This window comes from Frateuria sp., assembly GCF_035695185.1.
Lineage (GTDB): Bacteria > Pseudomonadota > Gammaproteobacteria > Xanthomonadales > Rhodanobacteraceae > Frateuria_A.
Window position 1 is genome coordinate 1 of record NZ_DASSES010000065.1, and the last position, 20,068, is coordinate 20,068.

Sequence of the window (20,068 nt, forward strand, 5' to 3'; positions counted from 1 at the left end):
GGGCTGCACGGCGTGGGCCACATTCATTCCTACTACCCTGAACGTGTAGAGGACGTCATCAATAGGTACCTGAAGGCGGTCAATCTGGAGGCCGAACTGCGGCAGTACGCGGTGAATGCGAGGCGAGGCTATGTTCAGTAAGTGGAGGTTCTCGTCCCCGAGGTCTAACAGGTCGGTCGACTCGGACACGTTGCGGCAAGGGGCCGCACGGCGCCATTGGAAATCGTGCACCGTGCGGCCCCTTGCCGCAACGTGCCGGTCACCTTCACGTTAGCGCCCATGACTACTCTCTTTATTTTTATGTGGTCCATCATGGCTTCATATGCAGCCTTGTTCGGGGTCCTGTATGTTTTCGTCGTCCTCCTTCGCATCAGCGATGCTCAGATCAAAGTGCGGAAAGCAGGCATTCTATTCCGACGGCAGCGCTACGTTGAATGCTACTTGGGTCTGTTGAGCAACGACGAAAGGTCGCGGTGGTACAACGTTTTCCTAAAATATTCGTTCGATATTGGGCTAGTCCTGTCTACTTCTTTTTTAATCACCATGATCGCTATGGTGTTTCGTGGGTCGCGCTAACAATTCGTTCAAGGCGGACGACTCCGCCGCCGCTCAATTCCAACGTTAGCTGCCATGAGCATACTTGCTGCCATTCGAGCCTACGTAAAGCAAGCCTTCCGTTGGCAAAAAGGCCGGCAGGGTACCGGGTACGACAAGATGCTTCTGCTGGCGGGCCTTTGGCCGCTTTCCTTTGACAGCTACCTCATTCGTTATCCGGAGGGGTCTGAGGTTCCTCCTCACACTGATCCGGTGCAGCAGGGGCGGCACTATCGGCTGAATCTGGTGCTGAAGTCGCCAAGGTCAGGAGGCGAGTTCGTTTGCTCCAGCCCGATCTTTGCGACTCGCCGGATCAAGCTCTTTCGCCCGGATGCGTGCGAGCACAGCGTTACTCGAGTCGTCGGCGGGAGCCGCTATGTGCTTTCTCTCGGGTGGGTGCTCCGGCAGAATGGCAGCTAACACCTCCATCGAGCGGACGTCTTTGAGCTTGCTGTGCCAGGCCAAAGTGCCGCTCACGTCGAAGGGTTAGGATAAGGTCGCGTGAAGGAACTCGTTCAATCCCTGTCCAGCCTGGGCTTTTCAAAAGCAGGGGACGTGGTTCTAAATACCAAGCGCGGGCCGCACTTTGCGTTGGCCATGGAGCCCGTAGGCCACGGATGGGTCTATATCTGGCTTGAAATGAGCGAGAGCGCGGCCAGGGTCGTTTACATCGGCAAGGCCGGGAAAACGCTCCATGAGCGTTGCCGCCAACATGTCGGCGGCTTCAGAGGCGGCAGTACGACGGGCTCAGCTCATGCGGCGCGTATTTGCGCAGGCATAGCGAGCGGCAAACGTTATGAGCTGTGGTCGAGGCGGGCCGCTGTAGTCATGCTATTCGGCGAGCATGACATTTCATTGGCCGATGTCGAGGAGAAGGCTTTCATTCAAAAGTTTCGTCCTGCCTGGAACAGGTGCTGACAGTCGTTCAAGGCGGATGGCTTCGCCCCCGCTCAACTCCAGCGTCATCCCCAGCAACCAACACTCAAACGGCTCATGCACACTCGTAAAGCGACCTTGCTGATGACCATTGCGCTATGGCTGCTCGCCAGCGGCTGTTATGCAGCAGTGGCTGCGAAGCCGCAGACCAGATGCGGCTGGTTCGACAATTCGACTCCAGGCAACGCGTCGCTCCGGGATCGGGATAGGGAGTGGGCGATTGCCATCCAGGGAAGCTATGAGGCGGCAGGTGATTGGCCTCAGTTCGAAGACTCGCAATGGGTGCCGGTCAACGGGCTGCACGGCTACGGATGTGCCTGCATCAAGGCAGTCGTGGATGCGGACACGGGCCGGGTCGTCAGCATCCTGTCCGCCAGGGCGCGTCCACTTGGTGCATGCCGAAGGGATCGCGCGCTGAAGGAACCCTTGGGCGATCCCTCCAACGGGCAACCTTAGGCGTAATGAAGCGAAACCTGCAGCCACACCGCTGTCGCCGTACTTGCTTCCGTCGCTGGTTTGTAAACCGCGCCAACCCCTCGTCCGCGCGTGCGCAACCGCGCGTCAATTAATTCCAGCGTCTGGGCGGCATAGCATGGACTTCCGGGATATCGAAAAGGCGGCACTACGGCTGAACGAGCTCTACGAAGCGCTCGAGATCAAGAAGTGGGGCCGCATCTGGAGCACAGAAGAACTTGCGCTCGGCTTCGTGGGCGACGTAGGTGACCTGGCAAAGCTCGTCCAGGCGCACGCCGGCATCCGGGACATCGACGATTGCAACGCCAAACTAGGCCACGAGCTGTCGGACTGCTTGTGGTCGATCATCGTCCTGGCGAACAAGTGCGGGATCGACTTGCAGGCGGAGTTTGTCCGGAATACGGAGGGGCTTGTTGCCTATGTGTCTGGCGAACTCGGCAAGCAACCGCCAGCCGCCTGACGGTCAGCGGCTTCGGCAGTGAACCGAGTGCAGTGGCGTCACGCGGTACCAGCGCATGCGGAATGAATCAGGGGCCACGCCTTCGCCCCTGCCACGCATGAGCCAGGTCGGCCGGCACGGATGATCTTCTGGTTCAATGAACGCTTTATCGCCGCTTGGTCAGGGCGCCAACCCGGGAGAAACGCATGACCTACCGGCATGTTGCGACAGCAGTACTCATGGGCGGCCTCCTGGGGGGCGCGCTGGATCTGCTCTTTGCCGTTTCTTTTGCCGGCTACAACGGCGTGCCGGTGGTGCGGGTCTTCCAGACCATCGCCAGCGGGCTGCTGGGCAGCTCCGCGTATGCGGGCGGCAACGCCAGCGCGGCGCTCGGTGTCCTCTGCCACTTCACGCTTGCGGTCGGCTGGGCGGCCGTGTTCGCCGGGCTGGCCGCATGGAAGCCCGCCCTGCTGCGGTCGCGGCTGCTGTGTGCCGTGCTGTTTGGCCTGGGCGTCTTCCTGGCGATGCGCCTGGTTGTGCTGCCGTTGTCGGCCTATCCCCGGCCGGTCACGTTCGCGCCGTTGGCCAGCACCCTCGACCTGCTGTCCCACATGTTCCTGTTTGCCGGGCCCATCGTCGCCTTCACCAGTCGCGCCATCACGGGGCCGGACGGCCGGCTGTCGCCCGGGGCGGCGCGACGCCCTGCGTAGCGGCAGCGGTGGCCTTGCGTGCTCCGCAACGTGCTGCCGCAGGAGGCAGCGCCGTCCACCTGGCTGGGAGGGGAACCATGAGACGCACCTGGACGATCATCGGCGTCGCCGACGTCGCCCGCAGCCTGGGCTGGTATCAGTCGCTGTTCGGGCAGCCCGCCACGGCCCCGGCGCACAGCTACTTCGGACAGGTCCTGGATGAGGACGGGACCGTCCTGCTGTGCCTGCATCAGTGGGGCGCCCATGATCATCCGACGCTGGCCAGTCCCGAACCCGCCACGCCCGGCAACGGGCTCCTGCTGTTCTTCCGCGTGGACGATTTCGGGGCCACCCTGGCCCGGGCGCGGGACCTCGTCCCGGCACTGGAGGAGGAGCCGGGCCTCGGTCCCGGCACGGGCACCATGGAGTTCGCCCTTCGCGACCCCGATGGCTACTACGTCATGGTCAGCGCTGCGGACCCATGATCATTGAGCCGGCCGCGCATCGCAGGGGTGTTCCGGCCGGGTTCGGGGCGCCGCCTGGCCTCAACCGGACCCGGCGGCCCGTGGCGGACAATCCACCGGGAAGCGAACAGCAGATGGCGATCCGAAGGCTCATTGGCGGCATCCTCCTGCTCTCCGCCTCCTGCGCATGGGCCGGCACGGCGCTCATCGCGATCCGCAGCCCCCACGAGTTGGCAGCCGCCACGCGGGTCAACCGTGACATCGGCGAGGTGGCGCAAGCCGTCGGCCGATGCGCGGCCTCTTCACCGCCCGCGACTTGCGCCTGCCGCTTTCCCGCAGCGCTGGAGCGCCTCAAGGCCAGCTACGCGGCGGCTGTCCGGCAGTTTCCCGCCTGGCGCGGCCGGATGATCACATGGCAGGATCCAGCGAGTGGGCAGACCGTCGTCCTCGCCTTTGACGGCCTGGAGCAGCAGTTGCAGGCGAGTTGTCCCGACGCGCCACGTCCGGGCTGACCGGCGCGCTGCCGGTCGCTCGTTGAAGGGCGCCCCATGTGCACATCAGGGAACCGTATCCATGGCCACCGAACTGTCTTTCGTCGAGTACGTCACCGAGCAATCGGGGCTGGGCGAACGCATCACCTTCAAGCGGATGTTCGGGGAGTTCGGGCTCTACGTCGACGGAAAAATCGTCGCCTTCGCCTGCGACAACAGCCTGTTCGTGAAGGCAGCGGACGCCACCGGGGCACTGACGGCGAGCCTCCCGCGACGACCACCCTACCCCGGCGCCAAGCCCTATCCGGTGGCCGACGAACTGCTCGACGATGCGGATCGACTGCACGCGCTGTTGCTCGCGACGACCCGGGCCATGCCCGAGCCGAAGGCCAAGGCGCCGAAGCGGACCACCCGCAAGTAGGTCGCGGGTACGGATAGCGCGCAGGCCGGCGCCGGAGCAGGCCCCAACCCTGGCTGCGGGCGTCGCACCCTGGAGCAACCCGGGGGAATGGGGGACACTGGCCGGCGCTGCGCCTCCGCCCTCGGCATGCCCCATGGCGCGTGGCCCGGCGCACCATCCCAGGAAGAAACGCCCTCCGTGCCGATCCCCACGCTGACCACCGAACGCCTGCTCCTGCTGCCGCCGGACGCTTCCTGCGACGCGGCCTACCAGCGCTTCTACACCGACGCCGAGGCGTCGCGCGCCTACGGCGGCCCGTTGACCCCGGGCGCGGCGTGGGCGCGCTTGGCCAGCGACCTGGGGAGCTGGCACCTGCAGGGCTTCGGTGTGTGGGCACTGCGCCTGCGCGAAGAAGGCCAGATCATCGGCGCCTGCGGGTTCTGGCAAGGCCGCGGCTGGCCGCGCGAACTGACCTGGTGGCTGCTGCCGGAGGCACGCGGCCGCGGGCTGGCGTACGAGGCCTCGCGCGCCGCGGTGCGCCACGCCTACGACGCGTTCGGCTGGCCCACGGTGGAAACCTACATGCACGACGCCAATGGACCGGCGCGCGCCCTTGCCGGGCGGCTTGGCGGCCAGCCCTGCGGCAGGCGGTCGTTTCCCGACGGGCTGGAGCGGGATGTCTATCTGATCCCGCGGCCGGCCGGCTGATCGCTCGGCGGGCAGGCGCAGGCCGGCGACCGGGCCTGATGCGATGCCGTGGCGTGCGCCGCACCGCGGCGCGTGCCTGCCTCAGTGGAACTGGTCGCTCGCGGGCACCCAGGAACTGCCTGCCGGCGGCGGCAGTGTCCGCGGCGGCGCCTGGCTTTCGCCCGGACAGCCGGGCGGCAAGGGGCCGCCGGTGACGCGTGCGGCGGCGCACTGCGCGGCGTTGTCCAGCTTGACCGGCGCGGCCGGCGCCGGGGCGGAGGCGGCTTTCGCCGCGCTCGCCGATGCGGTGGGGTCGAGCGGTTTGGCCGGGGCCAGGTCCAGGCGCTTGTAGAGCGTCGGGTCCGAGGTGGGTTTGGCCGGCGGGTCGCCGCCGCAGCCGAACAGTGCGATCGGGAGCAGCGGACTGACCTTGCAGTTGATCCGCACGCCGCGTGGCAGGTGGAAGGTGTGCTTTACGGTGGTCTTCTCGACGGCGTGGCGCAGCGCCGTGTCGATGGAGCTCTCGTTCTGCGGCGCCCAGTCGTCCTCGAAGCGGGTGGGCCGGTAGCCGATGTCGGGCGCGCGGTGGTCCATGACCTGGGTATCGCCGTGCGGCTTGAGCTGGATGTAGCTGCCGAGCCTGCCATGCGTGGCGCCTTCGGCCGCACCCGGCTGGGCCTTGCCCTGCCTGCCCTGGCCCTGGCCCTTGGCCTGCCCCGGCTGCGGCGCGGGAGCGCCGGCGGCGTTCGCGGTTTCCGGGGCGCCTTCGCGGGCGCCCGGGGTACCGGTGTCGCGGCCTTGCGGGGTGGCCTCGGGAGCGCTGGCGGGCGTGTTCTCCTGCGCAGTAGCGCTGGCCGTTTCCCCACTGGGGGCGGTGGGCGCTGCGGCTTCGCTCGGCGAGGGTTCGGCCGAAGTCGCGGCAGCCACTTGCGGGCGGCTCAGGATGGGCGAGGCGGCCGGCAAGGCGGGCCGGGGCACCTCGATGGCGGGTGCGGCCGGTTGCGGCGCGGGAGGCGCGGCGGTGGTCTCCAGCGGCACGGCCGAGAGTTGCGGCTCGGCGAGCTGGATGCTGGGCGCCTGCACGCGCGGGCGTTCGCGCGGCACCAGCGGCGTGGGCGTGCTGACCTGCGGCGCCAGGTCGATGCTCGGCGCGGGTTGGGCCGGCAGCGGGATCGGCTCGACCTGCGGCGTGGCCGGAGCGGCCGGCGGCTGCGGGCGGACCAGCTCCACCGCGCCGGGCAGCTGCGCCTTCGGCGGGGCGACCTGCTCGAGCGCGATGCTCGGCGCCGCGACCGGCGGCGCGGCCTGGGCGGGCACCGCCGGCATCGCCAGCGACGGCGGACTGGGCATCGGCCGGGTGCCCTCGGGCTGCGGCTTGCGCACGGCTTCGGGCTGAAACTTCGGCGGCACCGGACGCACCGCCGGGGGCGTGTCGAGGTTGATCCGCGGCGGCGTGCCGGCCAGCGGCACGGGTGCCAGGTCCGGCGTCGGCTGCGGGCGCGGCAGGGTGCGCGGCGGAGGGGGCGCGGCGATCTTGATGGTCGCCTTGGGCGCAGTGACCGTGATGACCGGGGTTTCCGGTCGGGCCGGAACCGGGGCGGGCAGCGCGGTCGCGCGTTCGGTGGGCGCGGTGGCCGCCGCGCGCGTGTTGCCACGGTGGCGCGGGCCGACCCGCTTCGGCGGCGTGCCGCGTACCGGCGGCGGGGGTGGCGGCTCGGGCTTTTCGATCAGGCGCACCTGCAGCGGGGTGCTTTTGAGCTCGGGTTCCTGCAGGTCGTAGGCGGGTCCGAGGATGGCGCCGAACAGCACCAGCAGATGGACCAGCAGCGTGCCGGCCAGGCCGGCGATGCGCAGGCCGCGGTCGCGCGGACGCTCGGCACGGCGGCGACGGTAGACGATGGCTTGCGAGGCGGCCTCGCGCGGCGAGCGAAGCATGACCACCGGGCGCGCGTTGGCGGGCGAGTCGCTCGGCTTGTCCGCGGGTGGCAGGGGCATGTCGAAAGTGTAGCTTGCGGGGTGGCTACGCCGCGGCACCGTGAAGCTTGCCGAACCCGCGGCGCGGGTGCCGCCGCGGAAGCGTCAGGGCTTGCGACAGTGCGACGGCAACGGCTTGCCGGCCTGCCGTGCCTCGGCACACTCCGCATCGACCGCACGCGCCGGCGTATCGATCGGACAGCCGTGAGGCAGCGGCTTGCCGGCGCGGTAGAGGGCGATGCATGCGGACAGCTTGCGCGCCGGTGGCGCCAGTTCCTTCGCCAGCGGGGCCGGGGCCATGTTCAGGCGCTCGTCGCCGTCCTTCCTCGAAGGGGGTGCCGGCGGCATGGTGCAGTCGGGCGTGGGGATGCCGAGCAGCGTCTTGCACTTGAGGTGGATGCCGTGGCCCAGGTCGACCGACTTCGACTCGCCGGTGTGGGTCGCCCTGAGGGCGCGGCGCACGCCCTGGCCGGCGATGGTTTCGTCCGGCGGCGGAAAGTATTCCTCGAAGCGCGTGGCCCGGTACCTGACCGGGCTGTCGTGCTGCATGACTTGCGTGTCCCCTTGCGGCATGCGCTGGATGTAGCCCGGCTCCGGCGTCGCGGTGGTCGCCGCGCGGGCAGGCAGCAGGGGCTGGCCGGTGCGGTCGTACAGGCGTGGCGGGGCGGACGGGGTCGACGCGGCGGCGGCCGGAAGGCTGGCGGTCAGCGCCGCCGGCCGGAGCGGTTCGTGCACCGGGCGCGCCCGCGGTGGCGGCGATGGCGGCGCCGGCACCGCGGGCGGCGTGCGTGACGGCGCGCGGGGCAACGCGATCAGGCGCACCTGCAGGGCGCCACCCGGTTGCGTGTGGACAACCTCGCGCACCGGCCGCGGCTGCATCTCCCACCACACGACGAGGGCGAACAGCCCATGCAGCACCAGCACCATGGCGAGCGCGAGGCGGGAGCGCCAGGGTTCGCGCGGCGGCGTCCGCTCGCGCCACGCACGCAGCCGTGCCCGCGTGTCCTCGTCCAGCGGCGCCAGCCCGGGACGCGACGAAGGGGGTTTCCAGCGATGCGGTTCGACTTGCGGCGGGGAAACGATGGAAAGGCTCCTGCGCGGGACGCGGGCGTTCACCGTGCCCGCCTTCGCAAGACCGTCACGTCTTTCGGGGGTTCCCGCCCGCACTGCGACTTGACCGCGCGGGCGGATGGCACAAGGCTACACAGGCGGCACCCGCCGCACCCCGCCATGACCGCCCCACCCGCGCCCCGCGCGCCTGAGGACGACCATGACGGCCCGCCATCGTCAGCCGCCATGCGCGGCCTCGTGCGGCGCCGTTCATGCCGATGCGAGTCCCGCGCCTTGCCAGAGGAGGGACGTCTCGTGTCGTACAGCACGGAAAACATCCGCAACATCGCGCTCGCCGGCCACGCCGGCACCGGCAAGACCACCTTGTTCGAGGCCTTGCTGCACGCCGGCGGCGTCATCCAGACGCCGGGGTCGGTCGAGCGCGGCAGCACCCAGTCGGACACCGACGCGCAGGAGAAGGCGCGCGGGCATTCGATCGACAGCGCCATCGCAGGCATCGACCGCGACGGCTGCCACATCAACCTGATCGACACCGCCGGCTACGCGGACTTCCGTGGTGGCACGCTTGCAGTCTTCGCCGCGGTGGAGACGGTGGCGATCGTGGTCAACGCCACCAACGGCGTCGAGCACGGCACGCGGCGCATGATGGAGCGGGCGCGCGAGCGTGGCCTGGCACGCGTGCTGGTGGTCAACAAGATCGACACCGAGGGCGCGCGGCTGTCGATGCTGGTCGACACGCTGCGCGACGAGTTCGGGCCGGAGTGCCTGCCGGTGAACCTGCCCGCGCAGGGCGGCACGCAGGTGCTGGACTGCTTCTTCCACGACGAGGGAGAGACCGACTTTTCTTCGCTGCCCGCGGCGCACCGGCAGATCCTCGACCAGGTGGTGGAGATCAACGAGGCCACCATGGGCGCCTACCTCGACCAGGGCGAGGGTGCATTGACCCGAGAACAACTGCACGATGCGTTCGAACAATGCCTGCGCGAAGGGCACCTGGTGCCGATCTGCTTCGTCAGCGCGCGCACCGGGGTGGGCGTGGCCGAGTTCCTGGAGCTGGCCGGGCGCCTGCTGCCCTGCCCAGCCGAAGGCAATCCGCCACCCTTCGTCAACGGCCAGGGCGAGGCGGTCACGGTCGACGGGGACCCGTCGAAGCACGTGATCGCCGACGTGTTCAAGATCATCAACGATCCGTTCGTCGGCAAGCTCGGCGTGTTCCGCGTGTGGCAGGGCACGATCCGGCGCGACTCGCAGCTGTTCGTGGACGGCTCGCGCAAGGCGTTCAAGGTCGGTCACCTGTTCCGCCTCAACGGCCGGGCGCACGTGGAGATCGAGCAGGCGATCCCCGGCGACATCGCCGCGGTGGCCAAGGTGGAGGAGATCCACTTCGACGCCGTGCTGCACGACTCGCACGAGGAGGACGGCATCCACCTGGCGCCGATGGCCTACCCGCAGCCGATGTTCGGCCTGGCGCTCACGCCCCGGCACAAGGGCCAGGAGCAGAAGCTGTCGCAGGCGCTGGCGCGGCTGGCCGAGGAGGATCCGTGCCTGCGCATGGAACACCACAAGGAACTCAACGAAACGGTGGTGCGCGGGCTGTCCGAGCTGCACCTGAAAGTGATGCTCGAGCGCATGCGCGAGCGCTACGGCGTGGAGGTCGATACGCATCCACCGCGCATCGCCTACCGCGAGACCATCGCCGCGCACGCGGACGGCCATCACCGGCACAAGAAGCAGACCGGCGGCGCCGGGCAGTTCGGCGAGGTATTCCTGCGGGTCGAACCCCTCGATCGCGGCGCCGGCTTCGAATTCATCGACGAGGTCAAGGGCGGGGTGATTCCCAACCAGTTCCTGCCGGCGATCGAGAAGGGCGTGCGGCAGGCGATGGACGGCGGCGCGATCGCCGGCTACCCGATGCAGGACCTGCGCGTGACCGTGTACGACGGCAAGTACCACCCGGTCGATTCGAAGGAGGTGGCATTCGTCAGCGCCGGCCGCAAGGCGTTCATGGACGCGGTGGGCAAGGCGCGGCCGATCGTGCTGGAGCCGATCGTGGACGTCGAGGTGGCCATTCCCGAGGCCAGCGTCGGCGACGTCACCGGCAGCCTTTCGGCCAAGCGCGCGCGCATCATGGGCACCGACACGCAGCGTGGTGGCGAGTTGCTGATCCACGCCCAGGCGCCGTTGGCCGAGCTGACCGACTACCCCACCGAACTGAGGGCGATGACCGGCGGGCAGGGGCGCTTCAGCCTGGACCTCTCCCACTACGAGCCGGTGCCCCCGCCGGTGCAGAAGCAGCTGAGCGAGGCCTGGAAGCCGCACGCCGAGGAGGACTGACCCTTCGCTCCCTCTCCCCGCCGGGGAGAGGGTTGGGTGAGCGGCAGGGGCTCGCGCGGATGCCCGATCGAGAACCCCGGAAGCTACGCCGCCAGCGCCTCGATCACCGCCTCGGCGAACGCCGGAATGTCGTCCGGCTTGCGGCTGGTGATCAGGTTGCCGTCGCGCACCACCTCGCGGTCTTCCCACTTCGCGCCGGCATTCTCCAGGTCCTGCCGCAACGACGGCCACGAGGTCACCTTGCGCCCGTCGACCTGCCCCGCGTTGATCAGCGTCCACGGCCCGTGGCAGATCGCCGCCACCGTCTTGCCGGCCTTGGCGAACGCCTGCACCAGTGCCACCGCGGCCGGCTGCGTGCGCAGCTTGTCCGGATTGATCACGCCGCCGGGCAGCACCAGTGCGTCGAAGTCGGCCGCATCGACCTCCTCCAGCTTCATGTCCACCGGCACGCTGCCGGCCCAGTCGCCACCTTTCCAGCCCTTGATCTCCCTGGCATCGCCCGGCGCGACCACCTGCACGTCGGCGCCGGCCTCCTCCAGCAGGCGCTTGGGCTCGGTCAGTTCGGAGTACTCGAAACCGTCGGTGGCGAGCACGGCAATGGAGCGGCCGTTGAGCTTCTTCGATGGCGACATGGGCGTTCCTCCTGCGAAAGAAGCGGGGAGGATGGCGCGTGGCGCATGCGCAAGGCGTCTTGCGCATGTCATCCGGCCGTTAGGGCCGACCGGTCCCGGCCGGCGCGGCGGTTCAGCGCTTGGGCTTGAGCAGCGTCCCGCTGCAGTTGGGCGACCCGCACAGGCATTGCCACAGCTTCTTCAGCCGTGCGGTGTAGGGCACGTCCAGCACGATGCCGTAGTCGTAGGTCAGTTCCTCGCCGGGCTTGATGTCGCGGATCGCCTCGATCAGGACCCGGTCCTTGCGTGGATTCCCGCTCGCGTTCTCCTCCACCACGGCGCGGCAGTTGGGTGCGCAGCTGTGGTTGATCCATCGCGCGGTGTTGCCCTTGCGGTTGGCGTCGATGATGTAGTCGTCGTTGAGCGTGAACAGGAAGGTGTGGCCGGTCTCGCCGCCGTCGCCGTACATCGCGTCGGCCTCGGCGTGGGTCATCAGCGTGCCCTTGTATTCGACGATCTCCTCGCCCTTCCTGATCGGCGCGGTGGCGAACACGCCATTGCCGTGGATGGGGGAGCGGCGGGCGACGTAGCGGCGTGGCATGCGTTGGGCAACCTGGGTGCGAAAGACGCTGATGATGCCTGTTCGCCGCGCACCGGGAAACCCGGCCGCCGGTGGCGTCCGCTTGGCGCGGCGGCTGACGCGCGGCGGCCGGCTGTGGTTAGAATCACGAATTCGAACGATCGTTTGGAGAGCCCCACGATGCGTTTCCTGCGCTGGATCGTCCCGCTGTCGCTCGCGCTGGGCCTGGTGGCCTGCGGCCCGCCCCGCAAGAGCGTGTTCCCGCCCACCGTGAGCATCCAGCAGCTCGAACTGCAGCCGGGCGGCACCTGGCGGCTGACCGTGCGCATCCAGAACAACAGCTACGACGGCATGGATTTCTCCGCGCTCGACGCGCAACTGGCGATGGCCGACAGCGTGCCGGTGCGCGTCCATGGCAGCTTCGAGCGTGACATCCCCGCCTTTGCCGGCGACTCGGTGCGGATCGACGTGCTGCCGACCGCGGCCATGGGCAAGGCACTGGCGGCCAGCGCGGCCAAGGGCAGCGCCGGCGCCCTGCCGTACACCCTCTCCGGCAGCGTGCGCGCCAAGCCGGCGCAGGAGAAGGCGCCGCGCGAGTTCGACTTCTCCGGCAAGGACTGGCTCTCGCCCGTGCCGGGCGTCGCCAACACCTGGCGCTGATCTCCCTGTAACGCACCGCGACGACGGGCTGGAGCCCGCCCCACGTTTTCCGAGGAAACACCGATGACGATCTACAAGGCCCCGCTCGACGACATGCGCTTCGTGCTGCACGACCTGTTCGCGGCGGAAGCGACGCTGACCCCGCTGGCCGGCGGCGAAGGCCATACCCGCGACCTGCTCGATGCCGTGCTGGAGGAAGCCGCGCGCTTCAACGAACAGGTGCTCGCCCCGCTCAACGCCCCGGCCGACGCCGAGGGCTGCCACTTCGACAAGGCCACCGCCACGGTGACCACGCCCAAGGGCTTCAAGGAGGCCTATCGCACCTACGTCGAAGGCGGCTGGGCCGGCCTGACCATGCCCGAAGCGATGGGCGGCCAGGCGCTGCCCGAAGTGATCGGCGTGGCGATGAAGGAGATGCTCGATTCGGCCAATCTGGCCTGGGGCAACTACCCGTTGCTCAGCCAGGGCGCGGCCCATGCATTGCAGCTGCACGGCGACGACTGGCAGAAGGAGGTGTTCCTCAAGCCGATGGTCGAGGGCCGCTGGTGCGGCAGCATGTGCCTGACCGAGCCACAGGCCGGCTCCGACCTGGGGCTGCTGAAGACGCGCGCCGAACCCGCGGCCGATGGCAGCTACCGGATCACCGGCACCAAGATCTTCATCACCGCCGGCGAGCACGACCTGACCGACAACATCGTGCACCTGGTGCTGGCGCGCCTGCCCGATGCGCCGGCCGGCAGCCGCGGCATCTCGCTGTTCGTGGTGCCGAAGTTCAAGGTGGCGCGTGACGGTGCGATGGGCGAGCGCAACGCGGTCGCCGCCGGCGCGATCGAGCACAAGATGGGCATCCACGCCTCACCCACCTGCGTGATGAATTTCGACGGTGCCGAGGGCTGGCTGGTCGGCCAGCCGCACAAGGGCCTGTTCGGCATGTTCACCATGATGAATGCCGCGCGGCTGGCGGTCGGCGTGCAGGGCATCGGCCTGGCCGAGCGCGCGCTGCAGAACAGCCTCGACTACGCCCGCGAACGCCTGCAGGGCCGTGCGCTGAGCGGCCCGGTCCAACCCGACAGGCCGGCCGATCCGCTGGTGGTGCATCCGGACGTGCGGCGCATGCTGCTGACCCAGCGCGCCATCGTCGAGGGCGGCCGTGCGCTGATGCTCTATGCGGCGCTGCAGCTGGACATCGAGGAGCGTGGCACCGACCAGGCCGCGCGGGAGAAGGCCGGCGAGCTGGTCGCGTTCCTGATCCCGATCGTCAAGGGCGTGCTCACCGAACTGGCGCAGGAAAGCGTCAAGGAAGCCGTGCAGGTCTATGGCGGGCACGGCTACATCACCGAGAACGGCGTGGAGCAGTTCGTGCGCGACGCCCGCATCATCACGCTGTACGAGGGCACCACCGGCATCCAGGCGATGGACCTGCTGGGCCGCAAGATCATGCAGCTGAAGGGTGCCGGCTTCCGCCATTTCCTCGAGGAGATCGGCGCGTTCTGCCAGCAGCAGGCGGGCCATGCGGCACTGGCCGGGTTCGTCGCGCCGCTGGCCAAGGCCGCGAAGGAGTGGCAGGCGCTGACGATGGCGCTGGCCGAGCGTGCGCAGGCCAATCCGGAGGAGCTGGGCGCGGCGGCGGTCGACTACCTGTACTACTCCGGTTACGTCGCCCTGGCCTTCATGTGGGCGCGCAGCGTCGCGGCGGTCGAGGCAAGCACGCAGCCCGAAGCGTTCAAGCAGGCCAAGCGGGACACCGCGCGGTTCTATTTCGCGCGGATGCTGCCGCGCTGCGAAATGCATCGCGCGGCGATCGAGGCCGGGGTGGCGAGCCTGCCAGCGGTCGGCTGACCGGCGATGGCCCGGCTTCGGCCCGCCCCGCTATGCGCCAGCGGGGGGGCCGAAGCCCCACCCGGCGCCGGGTTCAATCGCGCCAGATCAGGCTGGCGAAGCGTCCGCTGCTGGCGCCGTCGCGCCGGTAGGAATAGAAGCGCGGGTCGGCATGCGTGTCGAAGCCGCCGCCATGGATGCCCGCCACGCCCGCCGCGGCGAGCTTCCGTCGCGCCAGGCCCGCCAGGTCGCAGTGCCAGTGGCCGGGGCGCGTGGCGACGAAGCAGCCGGATGCCTCCGGGTCGTGGGCGACGAAGGCGGTGCGTACGTCCGCGCCCACTTCATAGGACGCCGCCCCGATGCAGGGCCCGAGCCAGGCCATCAGGCGGGCCGGCGCCATGCCCATGGCCGCGATCGTCGCCTCCAGCACGCCGGCGGCCAGCCCGCGCCAGCCGGCGTGGGCGGCGCCGATGCGCGCGCCGTCTTCGCTGCAGAAGAGCACCGGCAGGCAGTCCGCCGTCAGGATCGCCAGCGCCGTCCCGGGCAGGTGGGCGACCGCGGCGTCCGCCTGCGGCTCCTCCTCACCGGCGAGCGGGCCCAGTTGCGCCACCGTGGTGCCGTGCACCTGGCGCAGCCAGCGGGGCGCGGACGGCAAGTCGAGAGCGTGGTGCAGGGCATCCCGGTTGCTCGCCACGGCCTCGGCAGCATCGCCGCTGCGCAGGCCCAGGTTGAAGCGCGCGTAGGGACCGGTCGAGATGCCGGGGCCGTGGCGGGTGGTCACCGCCGCGTGCACGCCGCGCGGCGCGGGCCAGTCGGGGAGAATCCAGGGTTCGGTCATGGGGATGGCCGTCACGGGGAGCGCCAAGCATAGCGCGCCCTCCGCTTCGCTCGGGATGTCCCGCACGGGCGTACCGACGCAAGCGCCCCGGTCGTGCACGGGTGCGCGCCTGCAGGGAAAACTATGGTTCGCCGTGGCTGGCGGCGTCGGCGCGCAGCGCGCCGATCAGGGCCTCCTGGTCGGCCGGCCGCTTCGCCTCGAACGCCATCGCCTCGCCCGTCACCGGGTGATCGAAGGCGAGCCGTTCGGCATGCAGGGCCTGCCGGCGGAAACCGCGCAGGGCGGCCACCAGTTCCGGCGTCGCGCCCTTGGGCAGGCGCAGGCTGCCGCCGTACAACGGGTCGCCGACCAGCGGATGGTGGATGTGCGCCAGGTGCACGCGGATCTGGTGCGTGCGGCCGGTCTCCAGGTTGCACTGGATCAGGCTGTGCGCGCGGAATCGCTCGCGCAGGCGGTAGTGGGTCACCGCGTGCTTGCCGTCCTCCTCGTCGCGCACGGCCTGCCGCAGGCGGTCGCCCATGTGCCGGCCGATCGGCGCATCGACGGTGCCGCCGGCGACCAGCGTGCCGAACACCACCGCCTCGTACTGCCGCTCCACCGCATGGCGCGAAAGCATCTCCACCAGCGCGGTATGCGCGGCGAGCGACCGGGCCACGACCATCAGGCCGGAGGTGTCCTTGTCCAGCCGGTGCACGATGCCGGCGCGCGGCAGTTCGGCCAGCGTCGGGTCGTGGTGCAGCAAGGCGTTGAGCAGCGTGCCGGTCGGATTGCCGGCGCCCGGGTGGACCACCAGCCCGGCCGGCTTGTCCAGCACCAGCAGGTGGTCGTCCTCGTGCACGATGGCCAGGTCGATGGCCTCGGGCGCGCTCTCCACCTCGTTGGCCAGCTCGGCTTCCAGACGCACCTGCTCGCCGCCGCGCAGCAGCTGGCGCGGCGGCGCCACGCCGCCATCCAGCGTCACCGCGCCGGCCTTGATCCAGCCGGCCAGGCGCGAGCGCGAGTAGTCCGGGAACATCTCGGCCAGCGCCTGGTCGAAGCGCCTGCCTGCCGCCGACAGCGGGACCTCGGCCTCGTGCCGGATGACGGTCATGCCGCCCTCCGCGGGTGGCCGGCGGTTTGGGCTATCATCCCCACGATCACATTCATACAAGTTTCCCAATGCGCGTATTCTTCAAACTGCTCGCCGTGCTGGTCCTCGGGCTGTCCCTGGGCGCCTGCTCGATGTTCGGCCACAAGCGCGAGACCATCGACACCATGCCGGTGGAGAAGCTCTACGCCACGGCCCACAACGACCTGATGAGCGGCGACTACGCCGCCTCGACCCGGGACTACCAGCGCCTGATCGCGCGCTTCCCGTCCGGCGACTACAACGAGCAGGCGCAGCTGGAGCTGGCCTACTCGCAGTACAAGGACAACCAGCCGGACGACGCGTACTCGACGATCAACCGCTTCATCAAGACCTACCCGACCCAGAAGCACGTCGATTATGCCTACTACCTGCGCGGCCTGATCAATTTCAGTCGCACCAACGGCTTCATCGAGCGCTTCGTCTCGCGCCAGGGTTCGCAGGCGCGCCGCGACCAGGCCTACAACCTGCAGGCGTTCGACGACTTCGCCGAGCTGGCCCGCCGCTTCCCGGACAGCGCCTACACGGCCGATGCGCGCCAGCGGATGATCTTCCTGCGCAACATCCTGGCGCAGTACGAGATCAACGTCGCGGAATTCTACCTGCGCAACCAGGCGTACGTGGCCTCGGCCGACCGCGCGCAGTACGTCATCGAGCACTACCAGCAGGCGCCGCAGACCGGCGATGCGCTGGCCATCCTCGCGCGCAGCTACCTGGCGCTGGACCAGAAGCAACAGGCCGAGAACGTGCGCAAGGTGCTGGCGCTGAACTATCCGGATCATCCGTATCTGACCGATCCGAAGTGGCCGCACTCGCCGTCCACGCTACGCAAGCTGATCCCGTTCTCGGGGCATCATTGAGGAAAAAGGCCGGCGCATCGCCGGCTTTTTTTCGCCGGGATGAATGGTGGCCGCGCCCAAGGGCCTCCTGCAGGCCGCTCCATGCCATGCTGCGCAGTGGCATGTCAGCCATGGCAGTTCCGGACTCCCCTCGCGACCTCTTGCAGCAGCGCACCCGCGCGCGACCATGCGCGAGGGCGGTCGCGCACGGGTGCGCTCCCGCGGCTCACTTCCAGCCGGAGGTGATGGGGTAGCGGCGCTCGCGGCCGAATGCGCGGGTGGTAACGCGCGGACCGGGCGCCGCCTGGCGGCGCTTGAACTCGTTGCGCAACACCAGGCCGGCCACGCGGCGTACGGTGTCCGGGTCGAAGCCGGCGGCGGCGATCTCGGCCTGGGACTGCTCGCCTTCGATGAAGCGTTGCAGGATCGCGTCGAGCACGTCGTAGGGCGGCAGCGAATCCTGGTCGGTCTGGTCCTCGCGCAGCTCGGCCGAGGGCGGACGGTCGATGACCGCCGGCGGGATCACCCAGCCGGCCTCGTTGCGCCAGCGCGAGAGCCGGTACACCACCGTCTTGTAGACGTCCTTGAGCGGCGCGTAGGCCCCGCACATGTCGCCGTAGAGCGTGGCGTAGCCGACGGCCATCTCGCTCTTGTTGCCGGTCGCCAGCAGCAGTTGATGGTGCTTGTTGGACAGGCCCATCAGCATCACGCCGCGGGTGCGCGACTGCAGGTTTTCCTCGGTGGTGTCCGCGGTCCTGCCGGCGAAGGCGGGCGCGAGCGCCGCGAGGAAGCTCTGGTAGGTCGGCTCGATGTCGATCACGTGGTAGGCCACGCCCAGGCGCTCGGCCTGCTCGCGCGCGCCGTCCAGCGAGAGTCTGGAGGTGTAGCGGGTGGGCAGCATCACGGCCGTGACGCGGTCGGCGCCCAGGGCGTCGACCGCCAGCGCCAGGGTCAGCGCCGAATCGATGCCGCCGGACAGTCCCAGCAGCACGCCGGGGAACCCGTTCTTGTCGATGTAGTCGCGGATGCCACGGACGAGCGCGGCGTAGAGGACCGCCTCGGGACGGGTGTCGGCGGCGACCGGCCATTCGTCCGGCACCAGCGTACGGCTGGCCGGGTCGAACGTGGCCCACAGCAAGGCATCGACGAAGGCGGGCGCGCGGGCGGCGATAGTGCCGTCGCCGTTGACCAGCATCGAGGCGCCGTCGTAGACCACCTCGTCCTGGCCACCGACCAGGTTGAGGTAGACGATGGCGCAGCCGGTTTCCTTCGCGCGCGCGGTCAGCAGCGCCTCGCGCATGCCCTGCTTGGCGTCGTCCCAGGGCGAGGCGTTGATCACCACGATCAGCTCCGCGCCCGCCCGGGCGGCCTGCGCCGCGGGCTCGGGCTCCCAGAGGTCCTCGCAGACCAGGAAACCCACGCGCACGCCGTTGACCATGCCGGTGGCGCTGGCGTGACCGGGACGGAAATAACGCTTGTCGTCGAATACGCCGTAGTTGGGGAGTGCCTGTTTGTGCGCGATGCATTCGATGCGGCCTTCGCGCAGCAGCGCCGCGGCGTTGTAGACCTCGCCTTCGCTGTGCGGGAAGCCGACCAGTGCGGCAAGGCCGTCGGTGCCGGCGGCCAGCGTGGCGATCGCCTCGTTGCAGGCCTGCAGGAAGCTGGGGCGGATCAGCAGGTCCTCGGGCGGGTAGCCGCTGATCGCCAGCTCCGGGAACACCACCAGGTCGGCGCCGCCGGCATGCGCCCCGGTCATCAGTTCGCGGATCTTCGTGGTGTTGGCGGCGACGGCGCCGACGGGGAAGTCGAACTGGGCCAGGGCGAGGCGGAGTTGGGCACTCATGGGCGGGCGTGGTCGTGGGGATCGCCCATGATAGTGGGGGCGGGTGTCCGGAGCGCCAACGCTGGCTCTCTCTCCCCTCCGGGGAAGGGGCTGGGGTGAGGGGTCGCTTTGCGGGGAAGCTTCGCAAGGGCATCGGCTCTACTTTCCAGGCGCGGGCAGCCTTTCCCCGCGAGCCCCGGCCCCTCACCCCGGAGGGGAAAGGGAGCTGAAAAACAAAAGGCCACGCTTCCGCGTGGCCTTTTGCCGTACGCAGATGCGCGCGCTTACTTCATCAGCTTCGCCAGCGTCTTGCCCAGGTCGGCCGGCGACTTCACGGTCGTCACGCCCGCCTTCTCCAGCGCCGCGAACTTGGCCGCCGCGGTGCCCTTGCCGCCGGAGATGATCGCGCCGGCATGGCCCATGCGCTTGCCCGGAGGGGCCGACGCACCGGCGATGAAGGACACCACCGGCTTGGTCACGTACTCGCCGATGAACTCGGCCGCGTCTTCCTCGGCGCTGCCGCCGATCTCGCCGACCATGATGATGCCCTCGGTCTGCGGGTCGTCCTGGAACAGCTTCAGGCAGTCGATGAAGTTCAGGCCGTTGATCGGGTCGCCGCCGATGCCGATGCAGGTCGACTGGCCCAGACCCTCGTTGGTGGTCTGGAACACCGCCTCATAGGTCAGCGTGCCCGAACGCGAGACGATGCCGACCTTGCCCGGCTGGTGGATGTGGCCCGGCATGATGCCGATCTTGCACTCGCCCGGGGTGATGATGCCGGGGCAGTTCGGTCCGATCAGCACGGTCTCCGGATGCTGCGCCAGCACGTTCTTGACGCGCAGCATGTCCAGCACCGGGATGCCCTCGGTGATCGCCACGATCACGCGGATGCCCGCGTCGATCGCCTCGAGGATGGAGTCGGCCGCGAACGGCGGCGGCACGAAGATGACCGACGCATCGGCGCCGGTCTCGGCGACCGCTTCGTCCATCGAATTGAAGACCGGCAGGCCGATGTGCTCGGAACCGCCCTTGCCGGGGGTCACACCGCCGACGATCTTGGTGCCGTAGTCGATCGCCTGTTCGGCGTGGAAGGTGCCCTGCTGGCCGGTGAAGCCCTGCACCAGCACCTTGGTGTTCTTGTTGACCAGAACGCTCATGCTTTCTCGCTCCTCACTTCGCGGCGGCCACGGCTTTCTGCGCCGCGTCGTTGAGATCGTCGGC

Annotated in this window: 21 protein-coding genes; 13 read left to right on the forward strand and 8 right to left on the reverse strand. The window is 69.3% G+C overall.

Going from position 1 to position 20,068, the window contains the following annotated elements; all coding sequences use genetic code 11:
• The first annotated feature begins 630 nt into the window (after nt 1-630).
• The 9 genes from VFH59_RS04670 to VFH59_RS04710 all read left to right on the forward strand — a co-directional run bounded on the left by VFH59_RS04670 (nt 631) and on the right by VFH59_RS04710 (nt 5,195).
• On the forward strand, nt 631-1,014 hold the full coding sequence (locus tag VFH59_RS04670; protein WP_325163720.1) for a 2OG-Fe(II) oxygenase: 384 nt from the start codon (nt 631-633) through the stop codon (nt 1,012-1,014).
• 81 nt (nt 1,015-1,095) lie between these two features.
• Nucleotides 1,096-1,512 carry a GIY-YIG nuclease family protein gene (locus VFH59_RS04675; protein WP_325163721.1) on the forward strand — a complete coding sequence of 139 codons (417 nt, stop codon included), beginning with the start codon at nt 1,096-1,098 and terminating at the stop codon, nt 1,510-1,512.
• A 75-nt stretch (nt 1,513-1,587) separates the two neighbouring features.
• The gene (locus VFH59_RS04680) at nt 1,588-1,986 is read left to right on the forward strand and encodes a DUF4087 domain-containing protein (protein WP_325163722.1); all 399 of its coding nucleotides are present in this window, start codon (nt 1,588-1,590) and stop codon (nt 1,984-1,986) included.
• A 136-nt stretch (nt 1,987-2,122) separates the two neighbouring features.
• A complete protein-coding gene (locus VFH59_RS04685; RefSeq protein ID WP_325163723.1) occupies nt 2,123-2,464 on the forward strand; it encodes a nucleotide pyrophosphohydrolase in 342 nt (113 codons plus the stop codon).
• A gap of 185 nt (nt 2,465-2,649) precedes the next feature.
• Nucleotides 2,650-3,153 carry a hypothetical protein gene (locus VFH59_RS04690; RefSeq protein WP_325163724.1) on the forward strand — a complete coding sequence of 168 codons (504 nt, stop codon included), beginning with the start codon at nt 2,650-2,652 and terminating at the stop codon, nt 3,151-3,153.
• A gap of 77 nt (nt 3,154-3,230) precedes the next feature.
• On the forward strand, nt 3,231-3,617 hold the full coding sequence (locus VFH59_RS04695) for a VOC family protein (protein WP_325163725.1): 387 nt from the start codon (nt 3,231-3,233) through the stop codon (nt 3,615-3,617).
• Nucleotides 3,614-4,108: a hypothetical protein gene (locus tag VFH59_RS04700; RefSeq protein ID WP_325163726.1), complete on the forward strand. Its 495-nt coding sequence runs from the start codon at nt 3,614-3,616 to the stop codon at nt 4,106-4,108. The genes VFH59_RS04695 and VFH59_RS04700 overlap by 4 nt, the downstream gene beginning before the upstream one ends.
• 61 nt (nt 4,109-4,169) lie before the next feature.
• Nucleotides 4,170-4,508 carry a TfoX/Sxy family protein gene (locus tag VFH59_RS04705; RefSeq protein WP_325163727.1) on the forward strand — a complete coding sequence of 113 codons (339 nt, stop codon included), beginning with the start codon at nt 4,170-4,172 and terminating at the stop codon, nt 4,506-4,508.
• A gap of 177 nt (nt 4,509-4,685) precedes the next feature.
• Nucleotides 4,686-5,195: a GNAT family N-acetyltransferase gene (locus VFH59_RS04710; protein WP_325163728.1), complete on the forward strand. Its 510-nt coding sequence runs from the start codon at nt 4,686-4,688 to the stop codon at nt 5,193-5,195.
• A gap of 81 nt (nt 5,196-5,276) precedes the next feature.
• Here the strand turns inward: VFH59_RS04710 and VFH59_RS04715 are convergent, their stop codons facing one another.
• Both VFH59_RS04715 and VFH59_RS04720 read right to left on the reverse strand, forming a co-directional pair.
• A complete protein-coding gene (locus tag VFH59_RS04715) occupies nt 5,277-7,169 on the reverse strand; it encodes a hypothetical protein (RefSeq protein WP_325163729.1) in 1,893 nt (630 codons plus the stop codon).
• Nucleotides 7,170-7,253: 84 nt separating this feature from the next.
• Nucleotides 7,254-8,264: a hypothetical protein gene (locus VFH59_RS04720; protein WP_325163730.1), complete on the reverse strand. Its 1,011-nt coding sequence runs from the start codon at nt 8,262-8,264 to the stop codon at nt 7,254-7,256.
• Nucleotides 8,265-8,513: 249 nt separating this feature from the next.
• Here VFH59_RS04720 and fusA point away from each other — a divergent pair, with 249 nt between their 5' ends.
• Nucleotides 8,514-10,553, forward strand: coding sequence for an elongation factor G (fusA, locus tag VFH59_RS04725; protein WP_325163731.1), 2,040 nt, complete (start codon nt 8,514-8,516; stop codon nt 10,551-10,553).
• Nucleotides 10,554-10,636: 83 nt separating this feature from the next.
• Here the strand turns inward: fusA and VFH59_RS04730 are convergent, their stop codons facing one another.
• Both VFH59_RS04730 and VFH59_RS04735 read right to left on the reverse strand, forming a co-directional pair.
• Entirely contained in the window at nt 10,637-11,185 is a 549-nt protein-coding gene (locus tag VFH59_RS04730) for a type 1 glutamine amidotransferase domain-containing protein (RefSeq protein WP_325163732.1), read from the reverse strand.
• 112 nt (nt 11,186-11,297) lie between these two features.
• Nucleotides 11,298-11,765, reverse strand: a complete 468-nt coding sequence (locus tag VFH59_RS04735) for an SET domain-containing protein (RefSeq protein WP_325163733.1) — start codon at nt 11,763-11,765, stop codon at nt 11,298-11,300.
• Nucleotides 11,766-11,924: 159 nt separating this feature from the next.
• Here VFH59_RS04735 and VFH59_RS04740 point away from each other — a divergent pair, with 159 nt between their 5' ends.
• Complete coding sequence (locus VFH59_RS04740; protein ID WP_325163734.1) at nt 11,925-12,404, forward strand: hypothetical protein; 480 nt, start codon at nt 11,925-11,927, stop codon at nt 12,402-12,404.
• Between the two features lie 63 nt (nt 12,405-12,467).
• A complete protein-coding gene (locus VFH59_RS04745; protein ID WP_325163735.1) occupies nt 12,468-14,243 on the forward strand; it encodes an acyl-CoA dehydrogenase C-terminal domain-containing protein in 1,776 nt (591 codons plus the stop codon).
• Between the two features lie 73 nt (nt 14,244-14,316).
• Here the strand turns inward: VFH59_RS04745 and pgeF are convergent, their stop codons facing one another.
• Both pgeF and rluD read right to left on the reverse strand, forming a co-directional pair.
• Entirely contained in the window at nt 14,317-15,060 is a 744-nt protein-coding gene (gene pgeF / locus VFH59_RS04750; protein WP_325163736.1) for a peptidoglycan editing factor PgeF, read from the reverse strand.
• A 121-nt stretch (nt 15,061-15,181) separates the two neighbouring features.
• Nucleotides 15,182-16,150: a 23S rRNA pseudouridine(1911/1915/1917) synthase RluD gene (gene rluD, locus VFH59_RS04755; RefSeq protein WP_325163737.1), complete on the reverse strand. Its 969-nt coding sequence runs from the start codon at nt 16,148-16,150 to the stop codon at nt 15,182-15,184.
• Between the two features lie 68 nt (nt 16,151-16,218).
• On the opposite strand from rluD, the gene VFH59_RS04760 reads away from it, so the two are divergent.
• The gene (locus tag VFH59_RS04760; protein ID WP_325163738.1) at nt 16,219-17,046 is read left to right on the forward strand and encodes an outer membrane protein assembly factor BamD; all 828 of its coding nucleotides are present in this window, start codon (nt 16,219-16,221) and stop codon (nt 17,044-17,046) included.
• Nucleotides 17,047-17,251: 205 nt separating this feature from the next.
• Here the strand turns inward: VFH59_RS04760 and VFH59_RS04765 are convergent, their stop codons facing one another.
• Both VFH59_RS04765 and sucD read right to left on the reverse strand, forming a co-directional pair.
• On the reverse strand, nt 17,252-18,868 hold the full coding sequence (locus VFH59_RS04765; RefSeq protein WP_325163739.1) for an NAD+ synthase: 1,617 nt from the start codon (nt 18,866-18,868) through the stop codon (nt 17,252-17,254).
• A gap of 263 nt (nt 18,869-19,131) precedes the next feature.
• Nucleotides 19,132-20,004, reverse strand: a complete 873-nt coding sequence (sucD, locus tag VFH59_RS04770; protein ID WP_325163740.1) for a succinate--CoA ligase subunit alpha — start codon at nt 20,002-20,004, stop codon at nt 19,132-19,134.
• Between the last annotated feature and the right edge of the window lie 64 nt (nt 20,005-20,068).

Bases quoted from the DNA above. Each gene is read 5' to 3' on its own strand.
- VFH59_RS04670 (WP_325163720.1), top strand. From the start codon at position 631: ATGAGCATACTTGCTGCCATTCGAGCCTACGTAAAGCAAGCCTTCCGT.
- VFH59_RS04680 (WP_325163722.1), top strand. From the start codon at position 1,588: ATGCACACTCGTAAAGCGACCTTGCTGATGACCATTGCGCTATGGCTG.
- VFH59_RS04685 (WP_325163723.1), top strand. From the start codon at position 2,123: ATGGACTTCCGGGATATCGAAAAGGCGGCACTACGGCTGAACGAGCTC.
- VFH59_RS04690 (WP_325163724.1), top strand. From the start codon at position 2,650: ATGACCTACCGGCATGTTGCGACAGCAGTACTCATGGGCGGCCTCCTG.
- VFH59_RS04695 (WP_325163725.1), top strand. From the start codon at position 3,231: ATGAGACGCACCTGGACGATCATCGGCGTCGCCGACGTCGCCCGCAGC.
- VFH59_RS04700 (WP_325163726.1), top strand. From the start codon at position 3,614: ATGATCATTGAGCCGGCCGCGCATCGCAGGGGTGTTCCGGCCGGGTTC.
- VFH59_RS04705 (WP_325163727.1), top strand. From the start codon at position 4,170: ATGGCCACCGAACTGTCTTTCGTCGAGTACGTCACCGAGCAATCGGGG.
- VFH59_RS04715 (WP_325163729.1), bottom strand. From the start codon at position 7,169: ATGCCCCTGCCACCCGCGGACAAGCCGAGCGACTCGCCCGCCAACGCG.
- VFH59_RS04730 (WP_325163732.1), bottom strand. From the start codon at position 11,185: ATGTCGCCATCGAAGAAGCTCAACGGCCGCTCCATTGCCGTGCTCGCC.
- VFH59_RS04735 (WP_325163733.1), bottom strand. From the start codon at position 11,765: ATGCCACGCCGCTACGTCGCCCGCCGCTCCCCCATCCACGGCAATGGC.
- VFH59_RS04740 (WP_325163734.1), top strand. From the start codon at position 11,925: ATGCGTTTCCTGCGCTGGATCGTCCCGCTGTCGCTCGCGCTGGGCCTG.
- VFH59_RS04745 (WP_325163735.1), top strand. From the start codon at position 12,468: ATGACGATCTACAAGGCCCCGCTCGACGACATGCGCTTCGTGCTGCAC.
- pgeF (WP_325163736.1), bottom strand. From the start codon at position 15,060: ATGACCGAACCCTGGATTCTCCCCGACTGGCCCGCGCCGCGCGGCGTG.
- rluD (WP_325163737.1), bottom strand. From the start codon at position 16,150: ATGACCGTCATCCGGCACGAGGCCGAGGTCCCGCTGTCGGCGGCAGGC.
- VFH59_RS04760 (WP_325163738.1), top strand. From the start codon at position 16,219: ATGCGCGTATTCTTCAAACTGCTCGCCGTGCTGGTCCTCGGGCTGTCC.
- VFH59_RS04765 (WP_325163739.1), bottom strand. From the start codon at position 18,868: ATGAGTGCCCAACTCCGCCTCGCCCTGGCCCAGTTCGACTTCCCCGTC.
- sucD (WP_325163740.1), bottom strand. From the start codon at position 20,004: ATGAGCGTTCTGGTCAACAAGAACACCAAGGTGCTGGTGCAGGGCTTC.